23 protein-coding genes and 1 pseudogene are annotated in these 19,852 nt (G+C 68.7%); 14 read left to right on the top strand and 10 right to left on the bottom strand.

Features of this window, described 5'->3' with window-relative positions; all coding sequences use genetic code 11:
* Positions 1 to 81 precede the first annotated feature (81 nt).
* The gene (uraH, locus tag ACK4IU_RS02380) at positions 82 to 435 is read right to left on the bottom strand and encodes a hydroxyisourate hydrolase (RefSeq protein ID WP_409731236.1); all 354 of its coding nucleotides are present in this window, start codon (positions 433 to 435) and stop codon (positions 82 to 84) included.
* Between the two features lie 143 nt (positions 436 to 578).
* Here uraH and puuE point away from each other — a divergent pair, with 143 nt between their 5' ends.
* From puuE to ACK4IU_RS02350, 6 genes and pseudogenes are all read left to right on the top strand, one after another.
* The gene (gene puuE / locus ACK4IU_RS02375) at positions 579 to 1,994 is read left to right on the top strand and encodes an allantoinase PuuE (RefSeq protein WP_409731234.1); all 1,416 of its coding nucleotides are present in this window, start codon (positions 579 to 581) and stop codon (positions 1,992 to 1,994) included.
* Complete coding sequence (locus ACK4IU_RS02370) at positions 1,991 to 2,836, top strand: bifunctional allantoicase/(S)-ureidoglycine aminohydrolase (protein ID WP_409731232.1); 846 nt, start codon at positions 1,991 to 1,993, stop codon at positions 2,834 to 2,836. Before puuE ends, ACK4IU_RS02370 begins: the two co-directional genes overlap by 4 nt.
* Positions 2,837 to 2,918: 82 nt before the next feature.
* Positions 2,919 to 3,395 (top strand): ureidoglycolate lyase, encoded by a 477-nt coding sequence (locus ACK4IU_RS02365; protein ID WP_409731230.1) that lies wholly within the window; start codon positions 2,919 to 2,921, stop codon positions 3,393 to 3,395.
* Positions 3,396 to 3,480: 85 nt separating this feature from the next.
* Positions 3,481 to 4,533, top strand: a pseudogene (locus tag ACK4IU_RS02360) (solute carrier family 23 protein); the annotation flags it as partial.
* 97 nt (positions 4,534 to 4,630) lie between these two features.
* Entirely contained in the window at positions 4,631 to 4,969 is a 339-nt protein-coding gene (locus ACK4IU_RS02355; RefSeq protein WP_409731439.1) for a solute carrier family 23 protein, read from the top strand.
* A gap of 99 nt (positions 4,970 to 5,068) precedes the next feature.
* On the top strand, positions 5,069 to 5,845 hold the full coding sequence (locus ACK4IU_RS02350) for a potassium channel family protein (RefSeq protein WP_409731229.1): 777 nt from the start codon (positions 5,069 to 5,071) through the stop codon (positions 5,843 to 5,845).
* Between the two features lie 2 nt (positions 5,846 to 5,847).
* On the opposite strand, the gene ACK4IU_RS02345 is transcribed toward ACK4IU_RS02350, so the two are convergent.
* Positions 5,848 to 6,201 (bottom strand): cupin domain-containing protein, encoded by a 354-nt coding sequence (locus tag ACK4IU_RS02345; RefSeq protein WP_409731227.1) that lies wholly within the window; start codon positions 6,199 to 6,201, stop codon positions 5,848 to 5,850.
* A gap of 149 nt (positions 6,202 to 6,350) precedes the next feature.
* On the opposite strand from ACK4IU_RS02345, the gene ACK4IU_RS02340 reads away from it, so the two are divergent.
* Positions 6,351 to 7,391: an AbrB family transcriptional regulator gene (locus ACK4IU_RS02340; protein ID WP_409731225.1), complete on the top strand. Its 1,041-nt coding sequence runs from the start codon at positions 6,351 to 6,353 to the stop codon at positions 7,389 to 7,391.
* Positions 7,392 to 7,464: 73 nt separating this feature from the next.
* The gene (locus ACK4IU_RS02335) at positions 7,465 to 8,037 is read left to right on the top strand and encodes an N-acetyltransferase family protein (RefSeq protein WP_409731223.1); all 573 of its coding nucleotides are present in this window, start codon (positions 7,465 to 7,467) and stop codon (positions 8,035 to 8,037) included.
* Between the two features lie 172 nt (positions 8,038 to 8,209).
* Here the strand turns inward: ACK4IU_RS02335 and ACK4IU_RS02330 are convergent, their stop codons facing one another.
* The gene (locus ACK4IU_RS02330) at positions 8,210 to 9,184 is read right to left on the bottom strand and encodes a type I glyceraldehyde-3-phosphate dehydrogenase (protein ID WP_409731221.1); all 975 of its coding nucleotides are present in this window, start codon (positions 9,182 to 9,184) and stop codon (positions 8,210 to 8,212) included.
* Positions 9,185 to 9,293: 109 nt separating this feature from the next.
* Positions 9,294 to 11,306 carry an AsmA family protein gene (locus ACK4IU_RS02325; protein ID WP_409731219.1) on the bottom strand — a complete coding sequence of 671 codons (2,013 nt, stop codon included), beginning with the start codon at positions 11,304 to 11,306 and terminating at the stop codon, positions 9,294 to 9,296.
* Between the two features lie 153 nt (positions 11,307 to 11,459).
* On the opposite strand from ACK4IU_RS02325, the gene rimO reads away from it, so the two are divergent.
* A complete protein-coding gene (gene rimO / locus ACK4IU_RS02320; protein WP_409731217.1) occupies positions 11,460 to 12,848 on the top strand; it encodes a 30S ribosomal protein S12 methylthiotransferase RimO in 1,389 nt (462 codons plus the stop codon).
* A gap of 55 nt (positions 12,849 to 12,903) precedes the next feature.
* Positions 12,904 to 13,146, top strand: coding sequence for a CDGSH iron-sulfur domain-containing protein (locus ACK4IU_RS02315; RefSeq protein WP_149587746.1), 243 nt, complete (start codon positions 12,904 to 12,906; stop codon positions 13,144 to 13,146).
* Positions 13,147 to 13,435: 289 nt separating this feature from the next.
* On the opposite strand, the gene ACK4IU_RS02310 is transcribed toward ACK4IU_RS02315, so the two are convergent.
* From ACK4IU_RS02310 to ACK4IU_RS02295, 4 genes are all read right to left on the bottom strand, one after another.
* Positions 13,436 to 13,798, bottom strand: a complete 363-nt coding sequence (locus tag ACK4IU_RS02310) for a diacylglycerol kinase (RefSeq protein ID WP_409731215.1) — start codon at positions 13,796 to 13,798, stop codon at positions 13,436 to 13,438.
* Positions 13,799 to 13,827: 29 nt separating this feature from the next.
* Positions 13,828 to 14,211, bottom strand: coding sequence for a YigZ family protein (locus ACK4IU_RS02305; RefSeq protein WP_409731213.1), 384 nt, complete (start codon positions 14,209 to 14,211; stop codon positions 13,828 to 13,830).
* 106 nt (positions 14,212 to 14,317) lie between these two features.
* The gene (locus tag ACK4IU_RS02300) at positions 14,318 to 14,566 is read right to left on the bottom strand and encodes a DUF6455 family protein (protein ID WP_409731211.1); all 249 of its coding nucleotides are present in this window, start codon (positions 14,564 to 14,566) and stop codon (positions 14,318 to 14,320) included.
* A 66-nt stretch (positions 14,567 to 14,632) separates the two neighbouring features.
* On the bottom strand, positions 14,633 to 15,361 hold the full coding sequence (locus tag ACK4IU_RS02295; RefSeq protein WP_409731209.1) for a M48 family metallopeptidase: 729 nt from the start codon (positions 15,359 to 15,361) through the stop codon (positions 14,633 to 14,635).
* Positions 15,362 to 15,490: 129 nt separating this feature from the next.
* Here ACK4IU_RS02295 and ACK4IU_RS02290 point away from each other — a divergent pair, with 129 nt between their 5' ends.
* From ACK4IU_RS02290 to yihA, 4 genes are all read left to right on the top strand, one after another.
* Positions 15,491 to 15,730: an aminopeptidase gene (locus tag ACK4IU_RS02290; RefSeq protein WP_149587742.1), complete on the top strand. Its 240-nt coding sequence runs from the start codon at positions 15,491 to 15,493 to the stop codon at positions 15,728 to 15,730.
* 136 nt (positions 15,731 to 15,866) lie between these two features.
* Entirely contained in the window at positions 15,867 to 17,711 is a 1,845-nt protein-coding gene (yidC, locus tag ACK4IU_RS02285) for a membrane protein insertase YidC (RefSeq protein WP_409731207.1), read from the top strand.
* Positions 17,708 to 18,475, top strand: a complete 768-nt coding sequence (locus tag ACK4IU_RS02280; protein WP_409731205.1) for an MOSC domain-containing protein — start codon at positions 17,708 to 17,710, stop codon at positions 18,473 to 18,475. Before yidC ends, ACK4IU_RS02280 begins: the two co-directional genes overlap by 4 nt.
* Entirely contained in the window at positions 18,472 to 19,122 is a 651-nt protein-coding gene (gene yihA / locus ACK4IU_RS02275) for a ribosome biogenesis GTP-binding protein YihA/YsxC (RefSeq protein WP_409731203.1), read from the top strand. Before ACK4IU_RS02280 ends, yihA begins: the two co-directional genes overlap by 4 nt.
* A 51-nt stretch (positions 19,123 to 19,173) precedes the next feature.
* Here yihA and yidD read toward each other — a convergent pair whose 3' ends face one another.
* Together yidD and rnpA are read right to left on the bottom strand one after the other, a co-directional pair.
* Positions 19,174 to 19,422 carry a membrane protein insertion efficiency factor YidD gene (gene yidD, locus ACK4IU_RS02270; RefSeq protein WP_128513536.1) on the bottom strand — a complete coding sequence of 83 codons (249 nt, stop codon included), beginning with the start codon at positions 19,420 to 19,422 and terminating at the stop codon, positions 19,174 to 19,176.
* A complete protein-coding gene (gene rnpA, locus ACK4IU_RS02265) occupies positions 19,419 to 19,826 on the bottom strand; it encodes a ribonuclease P protein component (RefSeq protein WP_409731201.1) in 408 nt (135 codons plus the stop codon). Before rnpA ends, yidD begins: the two co-directional genes overlap by 4 nt.
* Between the last annotated feature and the right edge of the window lie 26 nt (positions 19,827 to 19,852).

Genomic DNA, 19,852 nt, shown 5'->3' with positions numbered 1-19,852 from the left:
AATCTGTCGCCAGATAATGCGGGTCGGGCGCAAACCGCAAGTGACGCTTTCACGACCTTTTCGGGGCAAGAGGTCCGCCGCCTAGGACCCCCGGTAGGTCGAATAGCCAAAGGGAGAGATCAGGAGCGGCACATGGTAATGCTGCTCGGCGTCCGGCACGCCGAACCGGATCGGGATTTCGTCAAGGAAAAGAACGCCTTCGCCCGCCTGCCCGCTGGCCCGCAGATAGTCGCCGGCGCAGAAGACCAGCTCGTAGACCCCCGCCTCCAGCGCCGCGCCCTCCAGCATCGGCCCGTCGGTGCGCCCGTCGGCATTGGTCACGACCTCCTTCACCTTCCGGTGGCCCTGCCCGGAAATCCGGTACAGCATGATCCTGACCCCGGCCGCCGGCCTGCCCTTTGCCGTGTCCAGCACATGCGTCGAAAGTCGCCCCATGATCGTTCTCCCTCGGTCACCGCCGCATCAAAGCACGAAACCCGCCCCGCCGCGACCCGGCGGTCCCGGCATATGACCTTTCGTGAAATCCTGAAAATATCTTCCGCCAATCTCGCCTAGTCTCGCCGGAAAGGAGAGCATCCGTGAACCGCTACCCCCGAGATTTCCGTGGCCATGGTCCCAATCCCCCCGATGCCCGCTGGCCGGGCGGGGCGAAGATCGCCGTGTCCCTCGTGCTGAACTACGAAGAGGGCGGCGAGAACTGCCTGCTGCACGGCGACGCCCAGTCCGAGGCCTTCCTCTCCGACATCGCCGGCGCCCAGCCCTGGCCGGGGCAGCGGCACTGGAACATGGAATCGATCTACGACTACGGCGCCCGGGCCGGCTTCTGGCGGCTGCACCGCCTGTTCACCGGCATGGACATTCCCGTCACCGTCTATGGCGTGACCTCGGCGCTGGCGCGCAACCCCGAACAGGTCGCCGCGATGAAGGCCGCGGGGTGGGAGATCGCCTCCCACGGGTTGAAATGGGTCGATCACCGCGACATGACCGAGGCCGAGGAAGCCGCCCAGATCGCCGAAAGCTTCCGTCTGCACGAGGAAGTGGTGGGCGCCCCCCCGCAGGGCTGGTACACGGGGCGCTGCTCGATGAACACGGTGCGGCTGACCGCCGAAACCCGGCGGCTCGCCTGGATCTCCGACACCTACGACGACGACCTGCCCTATTGGCGCGAGTTCGGCGACCATGACCAGCTGGTGATCCCCTACACGCTGGAAGCCAACGACATGCGCTTCGCCACGGCGCCGGGCTACATCACGGGCGAACAGTTCTTCCTGTATCTGAAGGACAGCTTCGACACCCTCTATGCCGAGGGCGAGGCCGGTGCGGCCAAGATGTTCTCGATCGGCCTGCACTGCCGCCTGATCGGCCGCCCCGGCAAGATCGCCGGGCTGAAGAGGTTCCTCGACTATGCGAAATCCCACACGGGCGTCTGGTTCCCGCGCCGGATCGACATTGCCGAGCATTGGCGAAAGACCCATCCCCACAAGCGGTTCGAGCGTCCAAGCCAGATGACGCGCGAGCGGTTCGTGGAACGCTTCGGTTCCATTTTCGAACATTCCCCCTGGATCGCCGACCGCGCCTTCGACCTGGAACTCGGTCCCGCGCATGACAGCGCGGCGGGGTTGCACAACGCGCTGGCCCGCATCTTCCGCTCGGCCTCTGCCGAGGAACGCCTTGGCGTCCTGCGCGCGCATCCCGACCTCGCGGGCAAACTGGCCGCCGCGAAACGGCTCACGCCCGAAAGCACCGCCGAACAGGCCAGCGCCGCCCTCGACGCGCTCACCGACGATGAGCGAAGCCGCTTCCAGCGGCTGAACGAAGAGTATGTCGCAAAGCACGGCTTCCCCTTCATCATCGCCGTCCGCGACAACACCAAGGCCTCGATCCTCGCGGCCTTCGAAACCCGCATCCGGAACGACACGCCGACCGAATTCGCCACCGCCTGCGCCCAGGTGGAACGGATCGCAGAGCTTCGCCTGAAGGACCAGCTGCCATGACCGGCTCCTACTACGCCCCGCCCGGGGGCCTGCCCCCCCAGACAGCGCTGATGACCCAGCGGGCCGTCTTCACCGAGGCCTATGCCTTCATCCCCAGGGGCTGCTTCTCCGACATCGTCACCAGCTGCCTGCCCGGCTGGACGAAGTCCCGCCTCTGGCTCATCGCGCGCCCCATGTCGGGGTTTGCCGAGACCTTCAGCCAGTATGTGATGGAGGTGGCCCCCGGCGGCGGCTCCGACGCGCCGGATCTCGAGGCGGGCGCGCAACACTGGCTGTTCTTCACCGGCGGCCTGGCCACGCTCACCATCGGCGGCACCGGCTACGAGATGGAGCAAGGCTCCTACGCCTACATCCCGCCCGGCACCCCCTGGACGCTTCTCGCCGAGGGGACGCGGCCGGCGACCTTCCACTGGCTGCGCAAGCTTTACGAACCCGCCCCCGGCATCCCCCTGCCCGAGCCGATCGTCATCAACGAACGCGACGTGCCGATCCGCTGGATGCCCGACACGCAGGACCGCTGGGGCACCACCCGCTTCGTCGAACCCGACGACCTGCGCCACGACGCCCATGTCAACATCGTCACCTTCCAGCCCGGCGGGGTCATCCCCTTCGAGGAAACCCATGTCATGGAACACGGGCTCTATGTCCTCGAAGGCAAGGCGGTCTACAAGCTCAACCGCGACTGGGTCGAGGTCGAGGCCGGCGATTTCATGTGGCTACGCGCCTACTGCCCGCAGGCCTGCTACGCCGCCGGACCGGGGCGCTTCCGCTATCTCCTCTACAAGGACGTGAACCGCCACGCGAAACTGCGCGGCCCCGGCGCCTTCGGGCCCGCGCGATGACCGCGGCCCGCCTGCGCCTTCGGCACTCCTGGCAACGGCGCGCCCCCGCGACGAGAAGGCGAAGCCGCACGAGGAGGCGCGGATGAGACCCCTCACCGCCGCCCCGCTCACGGCCGAAGCCTTCGCCCCCTTCGGCGACCTGCTCGAGGCCACCGGCGACTTCCGCCTGATCAACGCCGGCCTGTGCCGCCGCCACCACGACCGCGCGCGCCTCGACTTCGGGCCCGAAGGTCGCGCCGGCATCTCGATCTTCCAGGCCGAGCCCCGCGCCCTGCCCTACCGCTTCGACCTGATCGAGCGCCACCCCGAGGGTTCGCAGGCCTTCATCCCGATGTCGGAACACCCTTTCCTCGTCATCGTCGCGCCCGATCCGCAGGCAGAACCGCGCGCCTTCCTCACGAATGGCGCGCAGGGCATCAACCTGCACCGGGGCACCTGGCACGGCGTGCTGACGCCCTTGTCCGGGCCCGGCATCTTTGCGGTGGTGGACCGGATCGGCCCGACGCCGAACCTCGAAGAATACCGTTACAGCCAACCCTGGACGGTCCTGGCCCCCTGAACGGGGCCGCCTAACCGGATCGCACCCGTGGGGCAGTGCGAAGACGGCGCGAAGATAAACGCCCCAAGGGAAAGGAACGAAGCAGATGACCCCACAGGTCCACCCAGTGGACGAGATGCTGCCGCCGCCGAAGCTCTTCACCCTCGGCCTCCAGCACGTCCTTGTCATGTATGCCGGCGCCGTCGCCGTGCCCCTCATCGTCGGCCGCGCGCTCAAGCTCGAACCCGCCGACGTGGCCTTCCTGATCTCGGCCGACCTCTTCGTCTGCGGCCTCGTCACCCTGATCCAGAGCCTTGGTGCCACCCAGTGGTTCGGGATCAAGCTGCCCGTCATGATGGGCGTGACCTTTGCCGCCGTGGGTCCGATGGTCGCCATGGCCAACGCAAACCCCGGGCCCGAAGGCGCCCGCGCGATCTTCGGCGCGATCATTGCCGCCGGCCTGATCTCGATCCTGATCGCCCCCCTTGTCTCCCGCATGCTCCGCTTCTTCCCGCCGGTGGTGACCGGCACGATCATCCTGGTGATCGGCGTGAGCCTCATGCGCATCGGGATCAACTGGATCTTCGGCAACCCGGTCGGACCGACCGCGCCGATGATCGTCGATCCCGCCCATGCCGACTGGCTGAAAGCCGTGACCGAAGGCGCCGCCGCCGGAACCGTGACCGGCATCGCGGACCTGCCCGCCAGGTTCGCCCCCGCGCCCACGATGATGAACCCGGCCTATGCGCCCTTGGGCAATGTCGCCGTCTCGGCCGTGGTGCTGATCTCGATCCTGCTGATCGCCCGCTTCGCCAAAGGGTTCCTCTGCAACATCTCGGTGCTGCTGGGCATCATCATCGGCGCCATCATCGCCGTGGCCCTGGGCAAGATGACCTTCGACAAGGTCGGCGACGCCGCCTGGTTCGGTCTGATCACGCCCTTCCACTTCGGGATGCCGACCTTCGAGCCAGTGATGATCGTCACCATGACCCTGGTCATGATCGTCGTCATGATCGAATCCACCGGCATGTTCCTCGCGCTGGGAGACATGACCGGCAAGCCCGTCACGCAGCCGATGCTCTCCTCGGGCCTGCGCACGGATGGTCTCGGCACGCTGATCGGAGGGATCTTCAACACCTTCCCCTACACCTCCTTCTCGCAGAACGTGGGCCTCGTCGGCGTGACCGGCGTGCGCTCGCGCTTCGTCTGCGTCGCGGGGGGGGATCATCCTGATCGTCCTCGGCCTCGTGCCGAAGATGGGCGCGCTGGTCGAATCCGTCCCGACCATCGTCCTCGGCGGAGCCGGCCTCGTCATGTTCGGCATGGTCGCCGCCACCGGCATCCGCATCCTGTCGGGGGTGAACTTCGCCACCAACCGCAACAACCTGTTCATCGTCGCGGTCTCGCTCGGCATGGGGATGATCCCGCTCGTGGCACCCAACTTCAAGCAGTGGATGCCGCACGACCTGCACCCGCTGATCGAAAGCGGCATCCTGCTCGCCTCGGTGACGGCGGTCATCCTGAACGCCTTCTTCAACGGCACGAAGGATGCCACCGACGAGATCAAGGCCGCCGCCGCGATGGCCGACCACTGACCGAACGGGCCGGGGCACGCACCCCGGCCCTTTCCCCCTGACAGGCCCCGCGCCTGCCGCTACTGTGGTCCGCAACACCGCCAAAGGACCGCCGGGAAGATGCCGACAAGGACGCTCAGGACCCGCCTTCGCGCGCTTTACGAAGGCAGCGGAGCCACCGCCGACCGCTTCCGCTATCTCCTCCTCGGCTTCGACCTCCTGACCGTGACCTGGCTCGTCGCCTCGTCCTTCTTCACCCGCAGTCCCTGGCATACCGGCATCGACATCGCCATCGGGCTGGTGTTCCTCGCCGACCTCCTCGCCCGGCTCTGGATCGCCAGCCGCCCCCGGCGCGAGATCCTCAGCCTCTGGGGTCTGGCAGACATCCTGGTGATCCTGTCGCTCCTGTTCCCGGTCTGGGGCGAGGGGCTGGCCTTCCTGCGCGTGCTGCGCCTGTATCGCGTGTTCCACTCGCCGCAGACGCTGGACCAGCTGCGCGACGACATCCCCGGCTTCCGGCGCGGCGAGACCACGATCCGCGCCGCGCTGAACCTGACCATCTTCCTGTTCGCGATGACCTCGCTGGTTTACCAGACCCAGCAGAGGATCAATCCCGACATCCGCAACTATGTCGATGCGCTCTACTTCACCGTGACCACGCTTTCGACCACCGGCTTCGGCGACATCACCCTGGTCGGAGCCTCGGGGCGCCTCCTGTCGGTCGTCATCATGATCGTCGGCATCAGCCTCTTCCTGCGCCTGGTGCAGGTGGTGCTGCGCCCGCCCAAGGCGCATTTCCCCTGCCCGGTCTGCGGCCTGCGCCGGCACGACCACGACGCCGTGCACTGCAAGGCCTGCGGCACGGTGCTGAACATCCCCGACGACGGTCTGGACTGAACCTATTTCAGCTTGATGCAGAAATGCTTCCGCACCGGGGCCTCGATCTTCCAGGTCCCCTTGAAGGTGGGCTCCACCACGAAGGCGTCGCCCGGCCGCAACGTCACGGGTGCGCCGCCGTCCGGGGTGATGGTGATCTGCCCCTCGATCAGGTGGACGAATTCGTAGAACTTGTAGGTCGCATGCCAGCTGCCCACCGTCGCCTCCCAGGTGCCGCTGATCACGCTGCCATCGGCCGAAGTGTGCTGGACCCAGGTCTTCATCGAAGGCGCGCCCTCGGTCTTCACCCAGCCTTCCAGGTCGGTGACCATCGGCTCGGGGCCGGGGGCGGGCAGGCGGAAAACGGTGTCGGTCATGGTCTTTCTCCCTGGCTTCGCCCCTTGGTAGGGCCCCACCCGCGCCCTGGCAAGTCCGCCCCGTCGCGGGCTGTGGACATTCCCGCCGCCTTCGCCAAGGATCGCCGCACCGGCGGCGCAGGTCCGCGACCTTCACGGACACCCCTTCGATGCCGCCCCTTGCCCGCCATTGCCTCGCCCTCGCCATCGGAGCGGCCGGCGGCGCGCTCTTCTACGCGCTGCACCTGCCGCTGCCATGGATGCTGGGGGCGCTTTTCGCCACGATGGCGGCGGCACTGGCAAGGGCGCCGATCCTCGGGCCGAACCGGCTGCGCCCCGCCGTGGTCGCGGTCATCGGCGTCCTGCTCGGGTCGCGCTTCACGCCCGAGATCCTCGACCAGGCCGGCGCCTGGGCGGGGACGCTGGCCATCCTCGGGATCTATGGCGCCATGGTCGCGGCGGTCGTGGTGCCCTTCTACCGCTTCGCCGGTCGCTTCGACTGGGTCACCGCCTATTTCGCCGGGATGCCCGGCGGCCTGACCGAAATGATCGAGCTGGGCGAGGCCAACGGCGCCCGGCCCGCGCCGATCATCCTCGCCCACAGCCTGCGGATCGTGCTGACCATCGCGCTGATCGCGTCCTGGTTCCGCCTCGTCCAGGGCCAGACGGTCGGGACAGGCATGACGGCCGGCGCAGGCGCCTTGACCTGGCTCGACGCGCTTCTCCTCCTCTGCTCGGCGGTGATCGGCAGCCTTCTGGGGCGCCGGCTGCGGATTCCCGCGCCGGATTTCCTCGGCCCGCTGGTGCTTTCGGCGGCCCTGCACCTGACCGGCCTCACCGAAAGCGCCCCGCCGGGCCTTCTCGTCACCGTGGCGCAGGTGCTCCTGGGCACCGTCCTCGGCTGCCGCTTCCTCGGGATCAGCTCCGGCACCGTCGCCCCCGCCGCGGCGCTGGCATTGGGGGCGACGCTCCTGACCCTGGGGCTGGCGCTGCTGGCCGGGCTCGCCATGGGGCGGGTGGCGGGGATCGCGCCCGACCAGGCGCTTCTGGCGCTCGCGCCGGGCGGGCTGACCGAAATGGGGCTGATCGCGCTGGCCATCCACGCCGACGTGGCCTTCGTGGCGCTGCACCATGTGGCGCGGATCCTGCTGGTGATCGTGCTGGCCCCCCTGGCCTTTCGGCTGCTTCGAGCGCGCCGGCGCGCACCCTGACGCCGCTTTTCCGCCTTGCAGGCCGGGCTGCGGTCTGCTTCACCCGGACCGACACCACCAGGGAGAGCCTTCCATGCTGATCCGTGACGCGCGCGCTTCGGACGCCGACCATCTGGTCCGCTTCATCAACATGGCCGCCGACGACCTGCCGCTGCATTTCTGGAAGAAATCCGTCGGCCCCGACGGCGACCCGCTGGCCCTGGGCCGGGAACGCGCCGCGCGCGAGACGGGGAATTTCTCCTACCGCAACGCCTGGCTGGCCGAGGTGGAGGGCGAGGTCGCGGCCTGTCTCCTCGGCTATCCCGCCGCGCTGGAACCCGAGCCCATCGCTCCCGACACCCAGCCGCTCTTCGTCCCGCTGATCGAGCTCGAGAACATGGCCCCCGGCTCCTGGTATCTGAACGTGCTGGCAACCTACCCCGAACATCGCGGCAAGGGACTGGGGTCCGCCCTGCTCGCCAAGGCCGAGGCGGTGACGCGGGCGGCGGGCCGGACGACGATCAGCCTGATCGCCGAGGACACTCACCTTGACGCGCTGCGCCTATACCGCGCCAGGGGCTTTGCCGAGGTGGCCCGTCGCCCTGTCGTCAAGGAAGACTGGGCGGTCGATGCGCGCGAGTGGATCCTGTTCACGAAATCCCTCTGACCCGCCTCCTCGCTCGACTGCGTCTCCTCGTCGGCCCCGTCCCGCGCGAGGAGAAGCCGAAGGCGCACGACGAGCCGCCGCAGAGGGCGCGGAACATCCTTTCCAGATCCCTAACGCCCACGGCCAAGTGTCCGGGATCACGTCAGAATCCGGAAATGTCCACCGTGGACAGTCAGCCCATCTTCAGGGCCATGTCCAGCATCCGGTTGGAAAAGCCCCATTCGTTGTCATACCAGCCGAATACCCGCAGCATGCCCCCCGGCGTCACCTTCGTCTCCGGGCAGGCCATGACCACCGACTCCGGCCGCGCCCGCAGGTCGGTGGACACCAGCGGCCGGTCGGTTGACCCGATCACCCCGCCAGCCGCGCGGAAGGCCGCGTTCACCTCTTCGACCGAGGGGCGGGCCTCCGTCACCAGGTGGAAGTCCACGCAGGAGACCGAGGCTACCGGCACCCGCACCGCCTGCGCGACGATCCGGCCGGCGAGGTCGGGCAGCACCCGGTCCAGAAGCCGTGCGGCCGAGGTCGTCGTCGGCACCATCGACAGGGCCGCCGCCCGGCTGCGCGCATAATCGGCCGCCGGGGCATCCACGGTTGGCTGGCTGCCGGTGTAGCAGTGGACGGTGGTCATCGACCCCGTCACGATCCCCCAGCGTTCATGGATCAGCCGCGCCAGAGGCGCCAAGGCATTCGTGGTGCACGAGGCGTTCGAGACGATCCGCTGCCCCGCCAGCACCCCCTCGTTCGCCCCCAGCACCACCGTCACATCCGCCGCCGCCGAGGGCCCCGAGATCAGCACCCGCCCCGCCCCCGCCCGCAGCCCCCGCTCGGCCACCTCGCGCGCCTCGGCCCGGCCGGTGCATTCCATCACCAGGTCCACCCCCGACAGGTCCAGGCTGGACAGGTCCGCCGTCCGGCCGAGAGGGATCGCCCGCCCGTCCACCACCAGCGCGCCGCCCTCCAGCGCGACCGAGCCGCGCCAGGGGCCGAAGACCGAGTCGTACTCGAACAGCCAGGCGCACATCTCGGGCGCGGCGATGTCGTTGATCCCGACGATCTCCAGCCCCGGCCAGCGGTCCGGGGTCTGCAGAAAGGCCCGCAGCACCGACCGCCCGATCCGCCCGAACCCGTTGATGAAGACCCGCATCCGCACCCCTCCGCCCGCGCATCCCATGCAGTCTCAGCACGGGTCGGGCGCGGCTTCAACAGGGTTTTGATCAAAACTTGTGCCCGGCACAATCCGCGCCGGGCGGGCTTCAGTTGCCGCCGAGGATCTCTTCCAGTGCCCGGCGCGCCTGGTCCTCCAGCGCCTTGGTCGCCCCCCGCTTCGCCGCGTCCTCGAGCGATTCATCCGGGGCGACCTCGACGCCGAGTTCCTCTCGCAGCCGCCGCTCCAGTTCCGCCTTTGCGGCGGCTTCGGCGGCCTTGGCCTCGGCCGCCAGCCGCTCGGCCGCAGCCTTGGCTTCGGCCTCCATCTTCTCGCGCGCGATCGACTCCAGATCCAGCCGGAAGCGCGGCTGGGCCCAGGGGCCGGTGACGAGCAGGGGCACCATGACCCCGCCCGTCCCGTCCTCGGCCGCCAGCGCCGTCGGCCGCAGCCGGTAGTCGAGTGTCCGCTCGCCCAGACCAATGCGGCCGGAGCCGGAGGCGGTCAGATAGGGCGCGACCAGCTTCAGGTCGCTGTTCGACAGCACCCCGCCCTCCATGGCGAAGGTGCCTGCAAGTCCGTCGAAGATCGTCTTCTGCCCCTCGCCGACATAGCCTGCATCCAGCGTCCGCAGCATGCCCGCGATGTCAAGCCCGCGCAGCTCGCCACGGCCCAGCTCGACCGCTCCCTTGCCTTTCAGGCTCTTCATGATCGCGTCGATCGAATTGCCGACGCCGAGGAACTCCAGCTCCAGATCGCCGGTCGAGATCAGCCGGTCCCAGCCGGCAAGGTCGGTGAACAGGGGCTGGGTCTGCATCCCCGCCAGTTTCAGCCGTCCGCCGACCGACAGGCCGCCGCGGCCGTTCACGACGAAATCGCCCGAGACCTGCCCGCCATAGGCCTGCATCTCGCGGATGTCGAACACGGCGCGGGCACGGTCCACGGTGATCATCAGCCGGGTCGGACCCGCCTTCAGCACGCCCAGATCGACCGAAGGCGCGGCCAGCGCCACCTCGGCATCCATCGCGCCCAGCGCGCTCACGTCGATGGGGCTGTCCGGCCAGCCCTCGGCCTGCATGCCCCCTGCGCTGCCGCCGCCAGTATCGTCGCCGGATCCGGTGCCGATCGCGATGGGCCCGGCGGTCAGCTGCGCCTTCAGCTTCGGCCGCGCCTCGCCGGGCAGAAGGTCGAGATCGCCCTTCAGCTCGTTCCCGTCCGCCACCAGCGTCGCCCCGCGCAGGAAGGCCGCGCCGCTGCCGTCCAGCGTCAGCTGCCCACTGGCCTGAAGCCGGTCCTGTCCCAGCCCGGGGCCGGGGCGCGAGAGCTCCGATCCGAACAGCCTGCCCAGCGCGGGCAGATCCGCGAGATCCGCCGTCAGCGCGCCTTCCGCGGCTGGCGGGGCATAGCCGCCGCGCCCCTCGAAGCCCAGCTTGCTGCCCCCGGCAAAGAGATTTGCCCTGAGCGGGACCACCCGCCCCATGGCAAAGGCCGAAAACGCCTCGCCCGTCAGGTCCAGCGCCACCTGCTGCCCCCCCGACAGCGCCGTCGCGGTCAGGGTGAACGGACCGGAGAAATCGGGGATCCTGAGCCGCGCATCCACCTCGTCCAGCGCGATGGAGCGGCCGGACTGCCGGTCGTCAAGGCGGATAGTGCCGCCGCTGATCGCGCCGTCGTCAAGGGTGAAGCCGGTCGCTGCGGGCGGCACGGCGCCGACGCCGCCGCCCTCCGCCACCGCGGCGGCGAAGGTCCAGTTAGCCCTTCCGTCCTTGGCGCGTTCCAGGTTGATCTCGGGGCGTTCGGCCTTGAGGCCGAGGATCTTCACCTCGCCCCCCATCAGCGCGCCGAGGTTCACGTCGATCGACAGGCTTTCGGCCCGGAACAGGGGCTGGTCGCCTTCGGCCCAGTCGGCGTTGGCGACGCTCACCGCCCCGGCCGTGACCCCGAGAGTCGGCCAGAGCCGGGGGCTGATCTCGCCCGCGATCTGCAACTTGCGGCCAGTCATCGCCTCGAACTGGGACGACACCGCCTGCGCGATCCGCTCCGAGGGGACCATGGCCAGAAGGCCGAGCGCCAGCAGCACCAGGACGGCGAGACTGACCCCGACACGGATGACCCAGCGCATGCCCAGCTCCTCGGATTTTCTTGTTTTGTCGAAGTTTAGGGCCCTGCGCGCGGTCTTGCCAAGCGTGGGGGCACGGACTGGCATCAAATGGCCGAGAGGTGACGGAAGAGCTTGGGCTTTTCCGGCGCTCCCTGGCACGCTATAGGCGGGAGGATGTCGCAGAACCCGCCCATCCTTCGCCCCGATCTTGCCCGCGCGCTTGTCCCGGACACCCGCCGAGAGGGCCAGCCGACCATCGGCATGGTCAGCCTCGGTTGTCCCAAGGCGTTGGTGGACAGCGAACGGATCCTGACGCGCCTCAGGGCCGAGGGCTATGCGATCAGCCCCGACTACAAGGGCGCCGACGCGGTAATCGTGAACACCTGCGGCTTCCTCGACAGCGCCAAGGCGGAAAGCCTGGAAGCGATCGGCGAGGCCCTGCAGGAAAACGGCCGGGTGATCGTGACCGGCTGTCTGGGGGCGGAGCCCGAATACATCACCGGGGCACATCCGAAGGTTCTCGCCGTGACCGGCCCGCACCAGTACGAGGCGGTGCTGGATGCCGTCCATGGCGCGGTGCCGCCGGCGCCGGACCCGTTCATCGACCTCCTGCCGGCCTCGGGCGTGAAGCTCACGCCGCGGCATTACAGCTATCTGAAGATTTCGGAAGGCTGCAATCACAAGTGCCGCTTCTGCATCATCCCCGACATGCGCGGGCGCCTGGTCAGCCGCCCGGCCCATGCCGTGCTGCGCGAGGCGGAAAAGCTGGTCGAGGCGGGGGTGAAGGAGCTTCTGGTCATCAGCCAGGACACTTCGGCCTACGGAGTGGACCGCAAGCACGACCTTTCGCCGTGGAAGGGCGGCGAGGTGCGCGCGCACATCACTGACCTCGCGCGCGCGATGGGCAAGCTCGGCGCCTGGGTGCGGCTTCACTACGTCTATCCCTACCCCCATGTGCGCGAGCTGATCCCGCTGATGGCCGAGGGCCTGGTGCTGCCCTACCTCGACATCCCCTTCCAGCACGCTCATCCCGAGACGCTGAAACGCATGGCCCGCCCGGCGGCGGCGGCGCGGACGCTGGACGAGATCGCCGCCTGGCGCGCCATCTGCCCCGACCTGACGCTGCGGTCCACCTTCATCGTGGGCTATCCGGGCGAGACCGAGGAAGAGTTTCAGACGCTGCTGGACTGGCTGGACGAGGCGCAGCTCGACCGGGTTGGCTGCTTTCAGTACGAGAACGTCAAGGGGGCGCGGTCGAACGACTTGCCCGACCATGTGCCCCCCGAGGTCAAGCAGGACCGCTTTGATCGCTTCATGGAAAAGGCCCAGGGCATTTCGGCGGCGAAACTGGCCGCGAAGGTTGGAAAAGTGCTATCCGTGATCGTGGACGAGGTGGACGACGAGGGCGCCACCTGCCGCACCATGGCCGACGCGCCCGAGATCGACGGGAACCTGTTCATCGACGAGGGCTTCGAGGGTCTGGCTCCGGGCGACATCGTCGAGGTCGAGGTGGACGAGGCCGGCGACTACGACCTGTGGGGCCGTCGGCTCCAGCCCCGTTGACAGGCCGGAAGCCCGGCCCATCTTGCAGGGCAGGAAGATGTTGCAGGAGCGCCGGATGTCCAACAGCCCGATTGTCGCCGCCACGACCCCCTTCAAGGTCGAGGTCGAGGAAGGCAAGTCCTATTTCTGGTGTGCCTGCGGCAGATCGGCAAAGCAGCCGTTCTGCGACGGCAGCCACAAGGATACCGGCCTGTCGCCGGTGAAATGGACGGCCGATACCTCGCGCACGGTGTTCTTCTGCGGCTGCAAGCAGACGGCCAGGGCCCCGATGTGCGACGGATCGCACAAGTCCCTCTGACCTCCGGCCGGTCGCCCGACCCTGATGCGTGACCGGCCGTCGCAACCTCTGGAGATGCGTCCCGCAGGGCCAAGTCCCGGCCCGAAACCGGGGAAACCCGTATCCTCTACAATCAGGACTGCCCCGTCTGCCGGTTCGGGATCGAGGCGTGTCGCCGCCGCGCCGGGTCTCTGGGATTGCCGATCCGGTTCGAGGGTCTCGGCCAGGCCGAGGAGTGGGACCTGCTCCATGCGCGGATCCTCGCTCCGGCCCCTTACCGCGCGCATCTGCGCCGGCAGCGACGGCGCCGCTACCCCACCAGCACCACGACCCAGGCCACCCCCGCCGCGATGGCCGCCAGCGCCACGCAGGCCGAGCCGCAGTCCTTGGCCTTCTTCGCCCTCGGGTCCGGCCCGGGCGCGATCATATCCACCACTTCCTCGATCGCGGTGTTGATCAGTTCCGCCGCCAGGATCAGCAGCCCCAGCGCCAGGATCAGGCCGCGCTCGCCCGGGCTCAGGTCCACCGCAAAGGCCAGAGCGGCGGACAGCACGTTCGCAAGCGTCCATTGCCGCAGGGTCTTTTCCGTGGCCCAGGCGGCGCGGAAGCCGTCCCAGGACCAGATCACCGTGTTTGCAAGCCGCCTGGCCTCAGCCTGTAGCATCTCGCGCATCCCGTCCTCCCCCTGCCCCAAGGGAAAACCTAACCGCGGGGCCGGGGTGCGTCGAGGCCCGAGCGCAGCGCCGCCAGCGCCGCGCGGGTACAAGTGACGATATGGGCAAAGCGGTCGCCGCCGAGGTTCACGCCGCCATACCAGCGCGTCACCACCACGATGCGATCCGGCACGCCCTCGCGTTCCGGCATCTTCAGGATCACCGCCCCGGCCCCGGCCTCGCCGTCGTCGTTCTTCAGCGGGCCGCCGTCGGACAGGATCGCGGCCCAGCTGTGATGGGTGGCCTTGTCGAACTTGCGGCGGAGGCGGAGCGTGGCGAGAAAGGCTTCGATCTCGGCCCGGCTGCGCACCGCGCCGGCCGAGGCGGCGTAGCGCGAGCCGCGGTCGCGGATCAGGTCATCCAGCACGATCATTCCGGCGTCATACGGAAAGAAGGGGCGGCGGGCCAGAGGGGATGGCCGCCGCCCCCCTGCCGCATCCGCACCAGGCGCAGAGCGGCCAGTTTCACACAGCTGGCGCCTAGCCCAGCGCCTCGATCCCGGCCTTGTTCGGACAGAAGTCCGGCATCCTGCGTGCCGCGCCCGAGACGCTGAGCCAGCTTTCGCATTCCGCCGCCCTGTCGCAGGCAGCGCAGCGGGCGATGAAGTCCTCCAGTTCCGAGCGTTGCAGCCAGCCCTCCACCACCGCGCGCGGCAGGTTGACGCCCGAAATCCTTGCCATCCCGCGGGTAAGCCACCAAGCCCTCGGGGCCTCGGGATAACCGATCATCGTCCGACCCTCCTAAAGCAACATAGCCATGCTGCCGGGACGGCGGGCTGGTCGCCTTGACGCAGATCAATAGCCCCGGAGGCGCCGGACGGTCGCGGCCACCTCGGCCTTGCGCTGCGCATTCGGCGGGTGGCTGCCGAGGAACTTGTCTCCGGGATCGGGCAGGCGGTCGAAGAAACCCGAGCCGCGCACCGGGTCATAGCCGGCAACCAGGGCGATCTCTGCGCCCAGCGCATCGGCTTCCAGCTCGAACTCGCGGCTGTAGCTGCGGGCGGCCACCTCGGCCCCGATGTTCTGCGCGGCGCGGATCTCGTCGGGCGACAGGCCGCTGGCCTGGGCCAGGACCCCGGCGAGGATCGCACCGGACATGGCCTGGTCCTGGCGCTTGGGGATGTGCCCGGCGATGTGGTGCGCGGCCTCGTGCCCCAGGACGAAGGCCAGTTCGTCGGCGTTGCGGGCATCGGCGATCAGCGCGAGCGTGAAGCCGATCACCGGGCGGCCGGTGCGGTCGAGCGTCTGGAAGGCATTCGGCGGCTGTCCTGGCCGGTCATCGACTACGATGCGGAAATCGCAGTTCCGCGCGACCCTACGGCTGCTGCAGTAGCTTTCGGCCACCGGCTCGACCCGGGCCACGACCGACAGGAAGGTTTCGGCCGCGGCGCGGGGCGGCTGGGTCGGGACGATCGTCACGGGAGCCACGACCGGAGACGGCACGGGTCCCGGTGCGGGCATGACGCATCCGCCCAGCGCCAGGGCAAGGGCAAGCGGCAGCGCGCAGATCTTCAGGAGACGCATCGGGAACCTCGGCGAAGTCCACGCAGAGTAGGCAAATCGCCGGGAAAGGGAAAGGCCGCCTCACAGAGGTGTCATGACGCCATTGCCTTTGCCGTTGCCGAAGCGACGCGCCGCGGATAGCCTTGGCCCATGTTCACCATCGAGCACGAATTCGACGCCACCGTGATCACCCTGGTTGACGAGGGCGGCGATCTGCCCCTGATGGAGGATGTGGTCATCAATGCCTTCGAGGATTGCGTCACGGTCGAACAGGCCGATCCGCAGACCGACGAAGTGCTGCGCATCACCCTGTCGATGACGCAGCTGCGCGATCTGGCCGCGGCGCTGAACCTGCCCGAGGGCAGCTACCGGCTGGAGCGCAAGGGCTGAGGCGCCCGGCCCTGCCAGCCTGCAAACGCCCAGAAGTGATCGCCCTGGCTCGCCCTGCGGGGCGAAACTGCTTGACCTTTGCCCGGGCCTGTCGTTGAAGCACCGCTGATCCGAAGATCGGCATGGTGGCGGGCAGATGGAAGAGCAGAACAACAAGAACCTGATCCTGGCGATGGTTCTGAGCGCGGCGGTCATGATCGTCTGGTTCGTCCTGTTCCCCCCGCCCGAGCCGCCGGTGACCGCCCCGACCGAAACCGCTACCGGCGTGACGGGCGATGTCGCGGCCCCGACGACGCCCGCTCCGGACGCCACCGTGCAGACCGAGACGACCCCCGCACCCGAAGCGCCGCGCGTCGCCATCGACTCGGCCAAGCTGTCGGGCTCGCTGTCGCTGCGCGGCGGCCGGATCGACGACCTGTCGCTCAAGACCTACCGCGAGGACCTGTCCCCGACCTCGCCGACGGTGCGGCTTCTGGCCCCTGTGGGCGAGGACCTAGCCTATTATTCGGTCTTCGGCTGGCTGCCGGGAACCGGGCTTCAGGCCGGCGAGGTGCCGGACGCCACCACGATCTGGACGGTCGAGGGCAACGCCTCGCTGACCTCTTCAGCGCCGGTCGTGCTGCGCTGGGACAACGGCAAGGGCCTGACCTTCCGCCGCGAGATCGCGGTGGACGACGATTTCATGTTCACCGTGACGGACACGGTCGAGAACGGCTCGGGTGCCGCCGTTGCGTTGCAGCCCTACGGCATCATCGCCCGGCACGGGCTGCCCAGGTTGCAGAACATCTTCGTGGTGCACGAGGGCGCGATCCAGCGCGAGGACGGGATCCGCACCGAGACCGACTATGCCGACATAACCGAACTGGACCCGGACCCGCGCGAGGGCGGCCTGCCGGCCATGGTGACCGAGGCGACTACCGACGGCTGGATCGGCTTTACCGACCATTACTGGATGACGACGCTGATCCCCGAACAGGGCAAGCCGTTCAAGTCGGTGCTGAAATATGTCCCGAATGCCGGAATCTACCAGGCCGAAGTCCGCGAACCTGTCGTGTCGCTGGCCCCCGGGGCGACGGCGACCACGTCGATGCGCCTTTTCGCCGGGGCGAAGGAATGGGCCACGATCCGGGCCTACGAACGTGAAGGCGGCATCCCGGGCTTCCTCGATTCGATCGACTGGGGCTGGTTCTATTTCCTGACGAAGCCGATCTTCGCCGTCCTGCACTGGCTGAACGCGCAGATCGGCAACATGGGCTGGGCGATCATCGCGCTGACCTTCTTCCTTAAGTTCCTGGTGCTGCCCCTGGCCTACAAGTCCTATGTCTCGATGGCGCGGATGAAGGAACTTCAGCCCGAGATGGAGGCGCTGAAGGAACGCGCGGGCGAGGACAAGCAGAAGCTGCAACGCGAGATGATGCAGCTTTACAAGGACAAGAAGGTGAACCCGGCGGCGGGCTGTCTGCCGATCCTGATCCAGATCCCGATCTTCTTCGCGCTCTACAAGGTGATCTTCGTCACCATCGAGCTGCGCCACGCACCCTTCTTCGGCTGGCTCAAGGACCTGTCGGCGCCCGATCCGTCCTCGCTGTTCAACCTCTTCGGCCTGCTGCCCTGGGATGCGCCGCCGACCGGGTCGCTGTTGCACCTGATCTTCATCGGCGTTCTGCCGCTCATTCTCGGCATCACCATGTGGCTGCAACAGAAGCTGAACCCGGCACCGACCGATCCGGTGCAGGCCTCGATCTTCGCCTGGATGCCCTGGGTGTTCATGTTCATGCTGGGCGGATTTGCCAGCGGACTGGTGGTTTACTGGATCACCAACAACACGATCACCTTCGTGCAGCAATACCTGATCATGTGGAGCCACGGGAAACGGCCGGACATCTTCGGCAACATCCGGTCCGCCAAGGCGGCGCGCGTCGAGGCGAAGGCCAAGGCTGCGACCCCGCCGGCGCCGCAGCCGAAGAAGGGCAAGAAGTGACCGGGACGACGGCGGGCGGGCGCGTCGCCCTTCTGGTGCGCCACCCGATCAAGTCCGCGGGCTACGAGCCGGTCGGCGAGGCCGTGCTGGCGCCCGGCGCGGCATTTCCCTTCGACCGCGTCTGGGCCGTGGCCCATGCCGCTGCCCGGCTGACCGAGCCGCCGACCTGGGCGCCGAAGCTCCAGTTCCTGCGCGGATGGGGGTCGGCCGAGCTGATGGCGGTCGCCTGCACCTCGGACTTCGACCGGGGCGAGGTGACCCTCAGCCACCCCCGCCGCCCGACCGAAAGCTTCCGACCCGACGACCCCGCCGATGCCGCGCGGCTGATCGACTGGCTCCGCCCGCTCTGGCCCGGGACACGCCCCGAACCCGCCCGGGTGATCCGCGTGCCGGGCCAGGCCCTGACCGACCAGAACCAGCCGCTGGTCTCGATCAATTCCACCGCCTCGCTGGCCGACCTGTCCGCCCGGATGGGCGTTCCGCTCTCGCCCCACCGCTTCCGCGGCAACATCTGGGTCGAGGGCTGGGCGCCCTGGGCCGAGCTTGACCTCGTCGGGCAGGAAATCGCGATCGGCGCGGCGCGCCTGCGTATCGAGGAACCAATCGGCCGCTGCCGGGCGACCGGCGCGAACCCCGAGACGGGCGCGCAGGACGCCGACACGATGGGCGCACTGGAAGCGGGCTACGGCCATACCGATTTCGGGGTCTTCGCGCGGGTGATCGCAGGCGGCCGGCTAACGGTTGGCGACGAGGTGCGCGCATGACGATGACCTTCACCCTCGCCCCCGAACCCGAGGAGCTCGCGCGCGAGGCTGGTCGGCTCTTGTTCGCCGGGCCCGTCACCTTCGTCAAGGGCGTGGTCGCCATGTCCGGCCTGCCCCCGGCCGACCGTCTGGAGGTCTGCTTCGCCGGGCGCTCGAACGTCGGGAAATCCAGCCTGATCAACGCCCTGACCGGCCGCAAGACGCTGGCGCGGGCCTCGAACACGCCGGGGCGGACGCAGGAGATCAACTATTTCGCCCTGGGCGAGTCGCGCTATCTGGTGGACCTGCCCGGCTATGGCTTCGCCGAGGCGCCCGTTGCCATCGTCGCCAAGTGGCAGGCGCTTCTGAAGCAGTATCTGTCGGGCCGGGCCACGCTGCGCCGGGCCTTCGTGCTGATCGACGCGCGGCACGGGGTCAAGGCGGTGGACGAAGAGATCCTGACGCTTCTGGACCGCAGCGCGGTGACCTTCCAGGCGGTGCTGACCAAGGTGGACAAGATCAACCGCAGCGAACGCGCGGCGGTGATCGAGCAGGTGAAGGGCGCGCTGGGCAAGCACCCGGCGGCCTACCCCGAGATCGTAGTGACGAGTTCCGAGAAGGGCGAAGGGATCGAGACGCTGCGCGCCCTGATCGCGACGATGGAATAGGGCGCCGATTTCTTTCCAGAAATCGGCCCGGAATCTTGGAAAAATTCCGGCCTACCGTCCCGCGTCGTGTTCGGGGTCCGCCCCCGGCACCGGGTCGTAGCCATGCCCGCCCCAGGGGTGACAGCGGCAAATCCGGTGGGCCGCAAGGTAGCTGCCTTTGACCGCCCCGTGCCGTTCCAGCGCCTCCAGCGCATAGGCCGAACAGGTCGGCTGGAACCGGCAGCCATGGCCGACCCAGGGCGACAGGACCAGCCGGTAGGCCCGGACCGGCAGCGCGACAAGGTGGGCAAGCGGAGTCATGCCCGCCCCCGGTGGACCGTGGCAAGCGCCTGCCGAAGGTCGGCACAAAGGTCGGCGTAGCTGCGCGTCACCGTGGCTTCGGGCCGGGCGACCAGGACATAGTCCCAGCCCGGACGGGCCTCGGGCGCCAGCACCTCGCGCGCCAGCGCCCGCAGCCGCCGCTTGGCCCGGTTGCGCAGCACCGCATTGCCGATCTTCTTCGAGGCGGTGAACCCCACCCGCACCGCCGGGTCGCCATCCGCCCGGTCGCGCGCCTGGAGAAGGAACCCGCCGGTCCCCTGCCGCCGCGCCGCAGCCGCCTTCAGATAGTCGGCGCGCTTGGCCATCACGCAAAGCGAAACCGCCGGAGACCTTGCGGGCGCTGCGGCGGCGATGCCTTGGCCCTGGGTCTCCGGCGGTGTCATGAGCAAACCCTGACGCCCTTGCGGGC

This window comes from Tabrizicola flagellatus (genome assembly GCF_046295235.1).
Taxonomy (GTDB): domain Bacteria; phylum Pseudomonadota; class Alphaproteobacteria; order Rhodobacterales; family Rhodobacteraceae; genus Tabrizicola; species Tabrizicola flagellata_A.
The sequence above is the reverse complement of the archived record's forward strand: the minus strand, read 5'-3'. Positions and strand labels throughout refer to the sequence as shown.